Annotated in this window: 13 protein-coding genes; all 13 read left to right on the forward strand. The window is 68.2% G+C overall.

Features of this window, described 5'->3' with window-relative positions; all coding sequences use genetic code 11:
- Positions 1-38: 38 nt before the first annotated feature.
- The 13 genes from ACZ5UM_RS06595 to minE all read left to right on the forward strand — a co-directional run bounded on the left by ACZ5UM_RS06595 (position 39) and on the right by minE (position 12,066).
- Positions 39-590, forward strand: coding sequence for a GNAT family N-acetyltransferase (locus ACZ5UM_RS06595; protein ID WP_464847640.1), 552 nt, complete (start codon positions 39-41; stop codon positions 588-590).
- 333 nt (positions 591-923) lie between these two features.
- Positions 924-3,659: a valine--tRNA ligase gene (locus ACZ5UM_RS06600; protein WP_464847643.1), complete on the forward strand. Its 2,736-nt coding sequence runs from the start codon at positions 924-926 to the stop codon at positions 3,657-3,659.
- Positions 3,656-4,978, forward strand: coding sequence for a bifunctional folylpolyglutamate synthase/dihydrofolate synthase (locus ACZ5UM_RS06605; protein ID WP_464847646.1), 1,323 nt, complete (start codon positions 3,656-3,658; stop codon positions 4,976-4,978). The genes ACZ5UM_RS06600 and ACZ5UM_RS06605 overlap by 4 nt, the downstream gene beginning before the upstream one ends.
- Before the next feature lie 111 nt (positions 4,979-5,089).
- Entirely contained in the window at positions 5,090-5,944 is an 855-nt protein-coding gene (locus tag ACZ5UM_RS06610; protein WP_464847648.1) for an SPOR domain-containing protein, read from the forward strand.
- 187 nt (positions 5,945-6,131) lie between these two features.
- The gene (locus ACZ5UM_RS06615; protein WP_273382273.1) at positions 6,132-6,365 is read left to right on the forward strand and encodes a DUF4321 domain-containing protein; all 234 of its coding nucleotides are present in this window, start codon (positions 6,132-6,134) and stop codon (positions 6,363-6,365) included.
- A 15-nt stretch (positions 6,366-6,380) separates the two neighbouring features.
- Entirely contained in the window at positions 6,381-6,962 is a 582-nt protein-coding gene (locus ACZ5UM_RS06620; RefSeq protein WP_464847649.1) for a Maf family protein, read from the forward strand.
- Positions 6,963-6,978: 16 nt separating this feature from the next.
- Positions 6,979-7,683 carry a RadC family protein gene (gene radC, locus ACZ5UM_RS06625; protein WP_464847650.1) on the forward strand — a complete coding sequence of 235 codons (705 nt, stop codon included), beginning with the start codon at positions 6,979-6,981 and terminating at the stop codon, positions 7,681-7,683.
- A gap of 48 nt (positions 7,684-7,731) precedes the next feature.
- A complete protein-coding gene (locus ACZ5UM_RS06630; RefSeq protein ID WP_464847651.1) occupies positions 7,732-8,751 on the forward strand; it encodes a rod shape-determining protein in 1,020 nt (339 codons plus the stop codon).
- A 24-nt stretch (positions 8,752-8,775) separates the two neighbouring features.
- Positions 8,776-9,639 carry a rod shape-determining protein MreC gene (gene mreC, locus ACZ5UM_RS06635; RefSeq protein WP_464847652.1) on the forward strand — a complete coding sequence of 288 codons (864 nt, stop codon included), beginning with the start codon at positions 8,776-8,778 and terminating at the stop codon, positions 9,637-9,639.
- Positions 9,636-10,151 (forward strand): rod shape-determining protein MreD, encoded by a 516-nt coding sequence (mreD, locus tag ACZ5UM_RS06640; protein WP_464847653.1) that lies wholly within the window; start codon positions 9,636-9,638, stop codon positions 10,149-10,151. The genes mreC and mreD overlap by 4 nt, the downstream gene beginning before the upstream one ends.
- Positions 10,152-10,282: 131 nt before the next feature.
- Positions 10,283-10,966 carry a septum site-determining protein MinC gene (gene minC, locus ACZ5UM_RS06645; RefSeq protein ID WP_464847655.1) on the forward strand — a complete coding sequence of 228 codons (684 nt, stop codon included), beginning with the start codon at positions 10,283-10,285 and terminating at the stop codon, positions 10,964-10,966.
- Positions 10,966-11,772, forward strand: a complete 807-nt coding sequence (gene minD, locus ACZ5UM_RS06650) for a septum site-determining protein MinD (protein ID WP_464847657.1) — start codon at positions 10,966-10,968, stop codon at positions 11,770-11,772. The genes minC and minD overlap by 1 nt, the downstream gene beginning before the upstream one ends.
- A gap of 15 nt (positions 11,773-11,787) precedes the next feature.
- On the forward strand, positions 11,788-12,066 hold the full coding sequence (minE, locus tag ACZ5UM_RS06655; protein ID WP_464847658.1) for a cell division topological specificity factor MinE: 279 nt from the start codon (positions 11,788-11,790) through the stop codon (positions 12,064-12,066).
- Positions 12,067-12,130: the final 64 nt, after the last annotated feature.

Here is a 12,130-nt window from a genome sequence, read left to right on the forward strand (position 1 = left end):
AGTGAATCAGTACAACGAGCGAGGAGCATACACGCAACATGGCAACGACCGACGACGTGTTACCGGCGCAGCCCGACGTGGCGCTCAGGCCGGTGGAGCAGGCCGATCTGGGGCTGCTCTCCCGTTGGGATGCGGACCCGGTCATCCGCGCGCTGATGGGCCGGCGATTTGTCGGACTCACGCCGGCCGAGTGGCTGGAGAATGTGCGGCGGAGCCGGTCCGCACGGGTTTGGATGATTGAATGGGAAGGCCGACCGGTGGGCGAGGTGGAGCTGGCGCAGGTGAACCGGCGGTCGCGCACCGCGGAGGTCCGGGTCTGCGTGGGCGAGCGGGAGCTGTGGGGCAGGGGCATCGGCACCGCGGCCATGTCGGCCTTGCTGGAGGAGGCCTTCGGCCCCATGGGGCTCACGAGCGTCTATCTGCGGGTCTTCACCACCAACCGGCGGGCGATCGCCCTCTACGAGCGGCTGGGCTTCCGCCCCGAGGGCATCCTGGAGCCGAGCCGGCGGCGCGGGGACCCGGCGCCGGTGCTGCTCATGAGCCTGCCGCGCGCCCGATGGCGGTTGCGCGCGGGGCGGGTCGTGTGTTGACAACGCGGCCCCGTCGCCCTATCATGATGCCATACGCATCCATACGGACCGATGGCAAAGGCGCTGATGCGGAGGAGTAACCTGCAGACCGCCTCGCAGAGAGGGAGCCTCGCGGGTGCAAGGGCTCCCGGGGAAGGAGCGGGTGAAGTCGCCGCGGATGCCGCATTCCCGAACCGGGCCGGCCCGTGGGGCCGCCCGCTGAAGGAGTGCCGGGTGAGCCCGTTACAGCGGAAGAGCGCCCCCGCTTTCCGGGGGAAATAAGGTGGTACCGCGAGCCCCGGCTCGTCCTTATGGGACGGGCCGGGGTTTGATCTCGTGAGGGGGGACTGCAGCATGGCACAAGAAGAGAAGCAGGGCCGGACGGAGCTCGCGCCGCGCTACGACGCCAGCCTGGTGGAGGATGAGTACTACCAGTACTGGATGGACGGGGGGTTCTACCGCGCCCCGGTCGTCGAAGGAAAGCGGCCCTACACCATCGTGATCCCGCCGCCCAACGTGACGGGCACACTGCACCTGGGGCACGCCCTGAACAACACCATGATCGACATCCTCATCCGCTGGAAGCGGATGCAGGGTTACCCCACGCTCTACCTGCCCGGCACCGACCACGCCGGCCTGGCCACCCAGATCCGGGTGGAGGAGGACCTGCGCAAGTCCGGCGGGCCGACCCGGCATGAGCTGGGCCGCGAGGCCTTCGTCGCCAAGGTGTGGGACTGGAAGGAGCGCTACCACGCGACGATCACCAGCCAGCTGCGCAAGCTGGGCGTGTCGGTGGACTGGGCGCGCGAGGCCTTCACGATGGACGAGCGGCTCTCCCGGGCGGTGCGCGCCTTCTTTGTCCAGCTTTACAAGAAGGGGCTCATCTACCAGGGCACGCGCATCACCCACTGGTGTCCCAAGGACCAGACCGCGCTCTCCGACATCGAGGTGGAGTACGAGGAGCGCCAGGGCCACATGTGGCACTTCCGATATCCGCTGGCCGACGGCTCCGGCGGCATCGTCATCGCCACCACCCGGCCCGAGACCATGCTGGGCGACACCGCGGTGGCGGTCCATCCCGAGGACGAGCGCTACAAGCACCTGGTGGGCAAGATGCTGCGCCATCCGGCTACCGGCCGAGAGATCCCGATCATCGCCGACGAGTACGTGGATCCGGAGTTCGGCACCGGGTGCGTGAAGATCACGCCGTTCCACGATCCCAACGACTTTGAGATCGGCCTGCGCCACGGTCTCGAGATGCCGCAGGTCATCGGGCCCAAAGGCGAGATGACCGAGGCGGCCGGCAAGTACGCCGGGCTCGACCGGTACGAGTGCCGCAAGCGCATCGTGGCCGACGCCGAGGCCGAGGGCTGGCTGGTGAAGGTGGAGGAGCACCAGCACGCCGTGGGCTGCTGCGCCCGCTGCGGGACTGCCATCGAGCCGCTGATCTCCCGGCAGTGGTACGTGAAGATGAAGCCGCTGGCCGAACCGGCCATGAAGGTCGTGGAGAGCGGCCAGATCAGGATCGTGCCCGAGCGCTTCACCAAAGTCTACCTGCACTGGCTGGAGAACATCCAGGACTGGTGCATCTCCCGGCAGATCTGGTGGGGCCACCGCATCCCGGTCTGGTACTGCGACGACTGCGGCCACCTCACCGTCACCGAGACCGACCCGACCCAGTGCGAGCAGTGCGGTTCCGCCAACATCCGGCAGGACGAGGACGCGCTGGACACCTGGTTCTCCTCGGCCCTGTGGCCCTTCTCGACCCTGGGCTGGCCGGACGAGACGAAGGACCTGGATTACTTCTTCCCCACCGACGTGCTGGTGACCGGCTACGACATCCTCTTCTTCTGGGTCGCCCGCATGATCTTCAGCAGCCTGGAGCTGACGGGGAAGATCCCCTTCCACACCGTGGTCCTGCACGGCCTGATCCGCGACGCGCAGGGCCGGAAGATGTCCAAGTCGCTGGGCAACGGCGTCGATCCCATCGATGTCATCGAGCAGTACGGCACCGATGCCCTCAGGTTCATGCTGGTCACCGGGTCCAGCCCCGGCAACGACATCCGCTTCCACACCGAGCGGGTGGAGAATGCCCGGAACTTCGCCAACAAGCTCTGGAACGCCAGCCGGTTCGTGCTGATGAACCTGGCCGACTGGCAGCCGGCGGAAGGCGGCGCCCCGCTGCAGTACGACGTGGCCGACCGCTGGATCCGCCACCGGTTCAACGAGGCGGCCCGCGCGGTGAACGAGCTGCTCGGCGAGTACCAGTACGGCGAGGCGGCCCGCACCATCTACGACTTCATCTGGAGCGAGTTCTGCGACTGGTACATCGAGCTGGTGAAGCCCCGCCTGTACAACCCGGAAGATCCCACCCGGGCGGCGGCGCAGGAGACCCTGGCCCTCGTGCTGGAGGGCACGCTCAGGCTGCTGCACCCGTTCATGCCCTACATCACGGAGGCGATCTGGCAGAAACTGCCGGTGCAGTCGCCGCAGGTGGAGATCGCCCCGGAGATCGCCCGCGCGGCGGGCCGGGCCGAGCTGCCCCCGTCCATCTCGGTGACGGCGTACCCGACCCCGCAGGAGGGCTGGACGGACGCCGAGGCGGGCGACCGCATGGCGCTGATCATCGACACCATCCGCGCGCTGCGCTCCATCCGCGCCGAGTTCCGCCTGGGCGAGCACGCGAAGATCGACGCGGTGGTCATGGCCACCTCCGACCGGGCGCTGGAGATCCTGAACGAGGGGCGGGCCTTTATTGAAAACCTGGGCAGGACGGCGAAGCTCACGCTTCAGCCGGTGGCGGAGGAGAAGCCCCGGAATGCGGCCACCGCGGTGGTGGCGGGCGCCGAGATCTACGTGCCCCTGGGCGGCCTGATCGACCTGCCCAAGGAGATCGAGCGCATCACCAAGGAGCTGAAGGCCACCGGCGACGAGCTGGCCAGGCTCGAGAAGAAGCTGGGCAACGAGGGCTTCCTGACCAAGGCGAAGCCGGAGATCGTGGAGAAGACCCGCGAGGAGGCCGCCGCGCTGGCGGAGAAGAAACAGGCGCTGGAAGCCCGCCTGGCGATGCTCAGGAGCATGCAGGGATGAAGAACATGACCTACGAAGCAGCCCTGGCCTACCTGGCCGGGCTGCGGCGCTTCGGGATGAAGCCCGGCCTGGACCGGACGGCCGCGCTGCTGGAGCGGCTGGGCCGGCCCGACCGCCGGGTGGGACGGGTGGTGCACATCACCGGCACCAGCGGCAAAGGATCGGTGGCGGCCATGGTGGAGGCGGGGCTCAGGGCCGCCGGGCGGCGGGTGGGGCTGTTCACGTCGCCGCCGCTCACGCGGTTCACGGAGCGGATGCAGGTGAACCGGGCCGAGATCCCTGAGGAGGACGTGGCCCGCCTCACTGCCCGGCTGGCCGGGGCGGCGGAGGCGGTGGCCGCCGCGGGGCTGGAGCCGCCCACCGAGTTCGAGGTCATTACCGCCATGGCCTTCGCGTGGTTCGCCGAGCAGTCGGTCGACGACCTGGTGCTGGAGGCGGGGATGGGCGGCCGCTTCGACGCCACCACGGCCGCGGAGGCGGCGGCCGTCACCGCCATCACCAACGTCGGCCTCGACCACACCCAGTGGCTCGGCGAGACCCACGAGCAGATCGCCCGGGACAAGGCCGGCATCATCCGCCCGGGCGTGCCCTGCGTCACGGGCACCGACCACCCCGGCGCCCTGGCCGTCATCGAGCAGGCGGCCCGGGAGCAGGGCGCTCCGCTGCTGCACGTGACCCCCGCAGACTTCCGGGTGCTGGAGGCGGGCCTTTCCGGCCAGGTGGCGGACCTGCGGGGTGAACGGGGCTGGTACCGGCGGGTGCGGCTCAGCCTCCTGGGCCGGCACCAGGCGGCCAACGCCGCCGTCGCCCTGCGCATCCTGGAGCTGCTGGGCGTGGAGGAGGACGCGATCCGGGCGGGGTTCGGGCGCGTGACCTGGCCGGGCCGGATGGAGCTCATCCGCCTGCCCGAGGGGCCCCTGGTGCTGCTGGATGCGGCGCACAACCCTGCCAAGTGCCGCGCCCTGGCCGAGGCCGTGCCCGAGCTGTTCCCGGGCCGGCGCATCCACCTGCTGCTCGGCATGCTGGCGGACAAGGACGTGGCCGATTCGGTCGCGCCGCTCCTGCCGCTGGCGGCAGAGGTGTGGGCGGCCACGCCGGAGAGCCCCCGGGCGCTGCCGGCCGCCGACCTGGCGGAGGTCTGCCGGCGGCAGGGCCATCCCGCCCGGGTCATCCCCGATGTGCATGAAGCGCTGCAGGCGGCCCGCGCGGCGGCCGCACCGGGCGATTTGCTGCTCATCACGGGCTCCTTCCACACCGTCGGACCGGCCCGGGGCGCTCTTGTCCCGCGCCCGGTTATACAAGCCCTCCCCCCCGCATAGGCATGGTGGGGAAACGACCCGCACAGGCAAGCGGTCAGGGGCCGACACCATGGGCCGCCCCGAACCGTGAGCTCCACCGGCGGGCGAACCACCCAAGCGGGAGGGGACACCATGCATCGGTTTGGACGATCCGTGCAGAAGAAAGCGAATGACCGGTGGGGCGGCGTGTTTATCCTGGCCGTCGTGCTGGCCGTGGTGGGTGCCTGGCAGCTCGGCGGCGTCCTGGGGAACCTCCTGGGCGAGGAGAAAACCGCCGCGATCGAACCGGTACCGGGGTTGGAGGACGTGTCCGGCATCTCGGGCACGTCGGGCTCGTCGACCCAGGTGGCCATCGTTCCGAGGCCCTTCCAGGTCCACTTCGTCCAGGTCGGCGCCTTCCGGTCTGAAGGGGCCGCCCGCAATCTGGTGAGCGAACTGGCCGGTCAGCAGGTGGTCGCAGCCATGACCCCGCGCAACGACATGGGCCTGGTCAAGGTCTACGTCGGGCCCTTCATGTCCGGCGAGGAGGCCGGCGAGGTCCTGGATGTCATGCGGGAGACCGGACTCTCGCCCAACGCCTTCGCGGTGGCCATGGATGTGGACTACGCCCCCGAGGCGGTCATGGCGATGACCGGGTCGGTCAACCCGGACCTGCAGACGGGACTCGACGCCCTGAACAACTACCTCTACGAGGCGGGGGCCTGGTTTGCCAAGCGGGCGGCAGGCGAACCGGCTGACGGCGGCATCCTGGTCGCCCTGGGCCAGGAGATGCGGCAGGCCGCGGCCCGGCTCGCCGCAGGTGAGGAGAGCCCGGCCATCACCCGGTTCATGGGGCTGGCCGACATGGCGACGGCCAACGCCGCGGACATCGAGGTGGCCGCCACCGCCGCACCGGGCAGTGAGGAGTTCCAGCGGGCGATGAACGGATACGTCAGCCTGCTGGAGCAGTACCACAACTTCTATGCGGCCGATGCGGCCGGTGAGTGAGCGCAGTTGACACGGGGCCATCACCATGGGATGGCCCCTGTTCCATATATTGCCAACCCATCCGCGCCTGTGCTATGCTGTTGCCGGGTCTGCCTCCCGCGCAGGAATCTGACTGGGAAACCACGAAACTAAGGCTGTTTGAAGTACGTCCTATCAAGAGCCTCGGCGACCGTAAGGGGGCAGTTTCGTGAAGCGCGGTTGGTTGGCGTTCATGTGGGCGCTCATCGGCGCCGTCGTGGGGCAGCTCATCGGCGCAGCGCTCTCGCATTACATCCCCATCCTGAACTACCACATTCCGCTGGGCATGGCGCCGGCGACGCTCGACCTGAACTTTCTAGTGGTCACCTTCGGGGTTTCGTTCAAGCTAACGGTAGGCGGCGCGATCGGGCTGGTGCTGGCGCTCTGGCTGGCCCTGCGCTGACGTGAGGTGACGGCGATGCAGCTCATTCTGGCCTCTTCTTCGCCCCGGAGGCAGGAACTGCTCAGGCAGATCGGGATTCCTTTCGTCGTCGAGGTCCCGGAAGTGGATGAACACGCGGTGCACGCCGAGTCGCCGGCTGAGCTGGTGGAGCGGCTGGCGCTGCGCAAGGCGCGTGCCGTGGCCGCACGGCACCCGGACGCGCTGGTGCTGGGCGCGGACACCATCGTGGTGGTGGACGGCGAGGTGCTGGGCAAGCCCGCGGACCGGGCGGAGGCCGAGGCGATGCTCGGGCGGCTCTCCGGCCGGCCCCACCAGGTGCTCACCGGCGTGGCCGTGGTTCGCGGCCCCGAGGAACAGGTGGCGCACGAGGAGACCGTCGTCCGGTTCGCCCCCCTCACGCGGGAGCAGATCCGCTGGTACGTGGAGACCGGAGAGCCGATGGACAAGGCAGGGGCCTACGGCATCCAGGGCCGGGCCGCTGCGCTGATCGCATCGATCTCCGGCGACTACTACAACGTGGTCGGCCTTCCCCTCCATCGCACGGTTCACATGCTGACGCAGTTCGGCTACCCGATCTTCACGGGAGGCGCCCGCTGAAGGGAGAGCGACGGCTGTGACGGCATCCCTGAAGAGGCTGCCCGAAGCGGACCGGCCCCGTGAGCGGCTGCTCCGGCTGGGGCCCGAGAAACTGACCGACGTGGAGCTCCTGGCGATTCTGCTAGGAACCGGTTCCAGAGGCCGCTCGGTGATTGAACTGGCCCGCGATTTACTGCATCATTGTGAGGCGAAAGATCCCGGCGGCGGGCTCCGTGCCCTGCTGTACCTGCAGGACGCGGACCGCAGGGACCTGGTGAAGGGACTGGGCCCGGCCAAGGTGTGCACCATCCTGGCCGGCCTGCACCTGGGTTTTCGCGCCAGCGCGGCGCCGCTGAGGAGAGTGGACCTCTCCAACCCGCGCGCCGTCTTCGAGTTTCTCGCGCCGCGCCTCGCCCACCTCAGCCGGGAACAGTTTCACGTGATTCTCCTGAACGCCAAGAATCAGGTGATCGATGTCGAATGTGTCTCTGAAGGGACGTTGACCGCCTCGCTGGTGCACCCCCGCGAGGTGTTCAAGACGGCCATCCGCAGAAGCGCACACTCGGTGATTCTCGCCCACAACCACCCCAGCGGCGATCCCACCCCCAGCAGGGAGGACCGGGAGATCACCCGGCGGCTGGTGCAGGCGGGCCGGGTGATCGGCATCGAGGTGCTGGATCACCTGGTGGTGGGACAGGGCCGGTATACCAGTTTCCGTGAGCGGGGTCTTCTGACCGGGTGAGAAACCGGGTTTCTGCTGGCCGCTCAGAGAAGAAAGGGGAACAGTGCGGTGTCCATCTGGCAGTTTTTTGCACGCGACATAGGGATTGACCTCGGTACCGCGAACACCCTGGTCTACGTCAAGGGCCGCGGCATTCTGATCGACGAACCGTCCGTGGTCGCGGTGGACCGCGACAAGAAGACCCCGCTGGCCGTCGGTTCGGAGGCCAAGCAGATGCTGGGCCGCACCCCCGGCAACATCGTGGCCATCCGGCCGATGAAGGACGGCGTCATCGCGGACTTTGACACCACCCAGACCATGCTGAAGTACTTCATCAACAAGGCGGGCAGCCGCCGTGCCCCTTTCCGTCCGCGCATCATCATCTCCATCCCCTCCGGCGTGACCGGCGTGGAGCGGCGGGCCGTGCAGGATGCCGCGCTCCAGGCGGGCGCGCGTGAGGCGCACGTGATCGAGGAGCCGATGGCCGCGGCCATCGGGGCCGGCCTGCCGGTGGAGGAGCCCACCGGCTCCATGGTCGTGGACATCGGCGGCGGCACGACGGAGGTGGCGATCATCTCCCTGGGCGGCCTGGTGACCGCCAAGTCGATCCGCGTCGCCGGCGACGAGCTGGACGAGGCGATCGTGCAGTACGTCAAGCGGAACTACAACCTGCTGATCGGCGAGCGCACCGGCGAGGAGGTCAAGCAGACCATCGGCTCCGCCTATCCCACCGGCGAAGAGGAGTCGATGGAGATCCGCGGCCGCGACCTGGTGACCGGGCTGCCCCGCACGCTGCGGGTGACCTCCGACGAGATCCGCAAGGCCCTGGCGGAACCGGTCTCGGCGATTGTCGAGGCGATCAAGGTCACCCTCGAGAACACCCCGCCCGAGCTGGCGGCCGACATCATGGACCGCGGCATCGTCATGACCGGCGGCGGCGCCCTGCTGAAGGGGCTGGACCTGCTGATCTCCAAGGAGACCGGCATGCCCGTGCACGTGGCGGATGAGCCGCTGCTGTGCGTGGTGAAGGGCTGCGGCAAGTGCCTGGATAATCTCGATATTCTCAAGCGGGTGGCGCGCAACTCCTAGCTCCGCGCCGGCCGTCCGGAGGGCGTGAAGCTGTCACCCATGCGATATAATAAACACCTACGCCTTCTTGGCGTGGCCCTGGGCGCGCTGGTCGTCATCTTCATCACCATGGCCCTGACGGCGCGCGAGCGCAGCGCGGTCACCCCCCTTGAAAAGGGGATCGCCACGCTGCTCTACCCGTTTCAGGTGGCCACGGACTGGGTCGGGGACCAGACCCGGGGCATCGTCGATTCCATACGCGAGCTGACCCGGCTGCGCGAGGAGAACGCCGCCCTGCGGCAGCAGGTGGCGGAGATGGCGCAGGACCGGGCCCTCGTTGTGCAACTGGAGCACGAGAACCAGCGGCTGCGCAGCGAGCTCGGCCTCAAGGAGCGGACGCCGTATCCCATGCTCACGGCCGAGGTCATCAGCCGGTCGGCGGAGGACTGGTACCAGACCGTCATCATCAGCCGGGGAAGCCGCGACGGCGTCCGGCAGGGCATGGCCGTCGTCAACTGGCAGGGGCTCGTGGGCAAGGTCGCCTACACCACCCCGTACACCTCCACGGTGCAGCTGATCAGCGACGCGGGGTTCAGTCAGGGGGGCTTCGGCGCGGGCGCGAAGCTGCCCAACGGGGAGCAGGGCGTGCTGGAGACGGTGGAGGGCGGCTACCTGCGGATGCGCTTCTGGTCCACCGATCCCGACGTCACGGTGGGCCAGCCTGTCTACACCTCCGGGCAGGGCGTCATGCCCGCAGACCTGCTGGTGGGCTGGATCGACCAGGTGGACCTCGGCTCGTCGTTCGTGAAGTCTGCCCGGGTGCGCCCTGCGGTGGACGTACACAAGCTGGAAGTGGTGCAGGTGGTGCTGACCCCGACCGAGCATGACAGGGGGTCGAGCGCACCATGAGGTACTGGGTCCTGACGGGCATCGTGCTGGCGGCCTACCTCGTCCAGAGCGTCCTGGGCCCGTACCTGGCGATCGCCGGCGTGGTTCCCGACGTGGTGCTCGCCGTCGCGGTCGCCTGCGGCCTCCTCTTCGGCTGGCAGGTCGGCCTGGCGGTGGGCTTCGGCGGCGGGCTGCTCATCGACCTGACCATCGGACAGCTCATCGGCAGCCACGCCCTGGCCGGGAGCCTGGTGGGGTTCGTCGCCGGGCTGGTCGAGGAGCGGGTCTTCAAGGACAACCTGCTCCTGCCACTCGCCGGCGGCGTCGTCGGGTCGCTCCTCGGGCAGACCGTGGTGCTGGTCTGCCTCCTGATCTTCGGACGCAGCATCTCGCTGGCCGAGTTCGGCAGCAAGCTCCTGCCCTCGGTGATCTACGACACCGTGCTGTGCATGCTGGTCTACTGGCGCATTTTCCGGCTCTACGGCTTCATCAAGCCGGATCCGCGCGGCATCATCGTCCTGCGGCGCAGGTAAGCGCCGGTTTCGTGGCAGCAATGTCGGTGGCAGCCGCCGCCGACATTATTTGTAAATCGCAGAAGGAGATTCGCTTCCCGAGGCGAACTAGACGAAGAGGATAAAACTACCGCCAGGGTCGTGAAGAGGGCATGCGTCAGGATATTGTCATACGCGGGACGACCAGAACGGGACTTGTGCTGCTGCTCCCCGAGGAGGGCGAGTTCGCCTCTGTGCTGGAGCGGCTCGCCGCGAAGCTGGCCAGCAGCGGCCGGTTCTTCGCCGGCGGCAGGGTCCAGGTTCACGTGGGCAATCGCGAACTCTCCGCAGCGGACAGGGAAGCGCTCGAGCAGACCCTGCAGCGGGCTGGGATGGTGCTCCTCAGCGTGAAGGAAGGGGGAGACCCCGTAGCCGAGATGCAGGCACCGGAGGCCGGGGCGCCGCCGGCAGAGCCGCCGCCCGAGACCGCACTGGTGATCACCAAGACCGTGCGCTCCGGACAGGAGATCCGGCACAACGGCGACGTGATCATTCTCGGGGACGTCAATCCGGGCGCAGTGGTGGTGGCGGCCGGCCACATCGTAGTCATGGGCGCGCTGCGGGGCGTGGCGCACGCCGGATGCACCGGCAACCGGTCGGCCATCGTGGCGGCGACCAGGCTCCGACCCACGCAGCTCCGGATCGCAGAGGTGATCGGGCGGGCGCCCGACGGTGACGCTCCACAGTCCTTTCCTGAGGTGGCGCGCATCCGGGGTGACCTCATCGTGGTTGAGGCGTCCGCGGAGAAACGCCAGGCGAGTGCGCTGGAAGCGGTCGGCGCGAAGGAGGATCGTTGATGGGACAGGTCATCGTGGTGACTTCGGGCAAAGGCGGCGTGGGAAAGACGACGACGACGGCCAATCTGGGCGCGGCACTGGCCCAGCTGGGCAACAGAGTCGTCCTGGTGGATGCCGATATCGGCCTGCGCAACCTCGACGTCGTGATGGGGCTCGAGAACCGGATTGTGTACGACCTCGTTGACGTGGTCGAGGGCAACGCCCGGCTGAAGCAGGCGCTCATCAAGGACAAGCGCAACGAGAACCTCTACCTGCTCGCTGCAGCCCAGACCAGAGAGAAGAAGGACGTCTCGGCGGAGCAGATGAAGAGTCTCACGGAGCAGCTGGCCCGGGAGTTCGATTTCGTCTTGGTGGACTGCCCCGCGGGCATCGAGGACGGGTTCAAGAACGCCATCGCCGGCGCCCAGAAGGCGATTATCGTGGCGAACCCGGAAGTCTCCTCGGTGCGCGACGCCGACCGCGTGATCGGGCTGTGGGACGCCCAGGACGGGGAGAAGAGCCCGGCGATGCTGATCGTGAACCGGGTGCGTCCGCGCATGGTCGCGCGCGGCGACATGCTGGAGATCGACGACATGCTGGAGATGCTGGCGGTGGACCTCTTGGGGGTTGTGCCGGAGGACGACCACATCATCGTCTCCACCAACCGGGGTGAGCCGGCGGTCTACTCGCGCGACAGCAAGGCGGGCAGGGCGTTCCAGAACATCGCCCGCCGGCTGATGGGTGAGGCGGTACCGATCATGGATCTGGACGCGGAGGAATCCCTGTGGTCCAGGTTCAAGCGCATCGTGGGGCTCGGCCGGAGCTAGAAGGGGGGGCGTCTCATGCTGGATCTCATTTCCCGGGTCTTCGGGCGCGATCACTCGAGTGCGGATATCGCCAGGGAGCGGCTGCGCCTGGTGCTCGTCCACGACCGGACCAACGTGTCGCCGCAGTTCCTCGAGACCCTGAAGGAGGAGCTGATCGAGGTCATCTCCCGCTATATGGAGATCGAGGAAGACGGAATGGACGTCACCCTTCAGACGGCCGAGAACCAGGTGGCCCTCGTGGCCAATATCCCCGTGCGGCGCATGAAACGGGCGGCCGTGGGGAGCAAGCGGTAACAAGCGATAAGACGAAAAAAGCCACCGGTGCTTCCGGTGGCTTTTTCCGGCTCTGCGCACGGGA

It is taken from the genome of Symbiobacterium ostreiconchae (assembly GCF_055396975.1).

Excerpts from the sequence above, each read along its gene's own strand:
- minD (WP_464847657.1), top strand. The coding sequence starts at position 10,966 with ATGGGACAGGTCATCGTGGTGACTTCGGGCAAAGGCGGCGTGGGAAAG.
- ACZ5UM_RS06600 (WP_464847643.1), top strand. The coding sequence starts at position 924 with ATGGCACAAGAAGAGAAGCAGGGCCGGACGGAGCTCGCGCCGCGCTAC.
- ACZ5UM_RS06595 (WP_464847640.1), top strand. The coding sequence starts at position 39 with ATGGCAACGACCGACGACGTGTTACCGGCGCAGCCCGACGTGGCGCTC.
- ACZ5UM_RS06605 (WP_464847646.1), top strand. The coding sequence starts at position 3,656 with ATGAAGAACATGACCTACGAAGCAGCCCTGGCCTACCTGGCCGGGCTG.
- mreD (WP_464847653.1), top strand. The coding sequence starts at position 9,636 with ATGAGGTACTGGGTCCTGACGGGCATCGTGCTGGCGGCCTACCTCGTC.
- ACZ5UM_RS06610 (WP_464847648.1), top strand. The coding sequence starts at position 5,090 with ATGCATCGGTTTGGACGATCCGTGCAGAAGAAAGCGAATGACCGGTGG.
- ACZ5UM_RS06620 (WP_464847649.1), top strand. The coding sequence starts at position 6,381 with ATGCAGCTCATTCTGGCCTCTTCTTCGCCCCGGAGGCAGGAACTGCTC.
- minE (WP_464847658.1), top strand. The coding sequence starts at position 11,788 with ATGCTGGATCTCATTTCCCGGGTCTTCGGGCGCGATCACTCGAGTGCG.
- minC (WP_464847655.1), top strand. The coding sequence starts at position 10,283 with ATGCGTCAGGATATTGTCATACGCGGGACGACCAGAACGGGACTTGTG.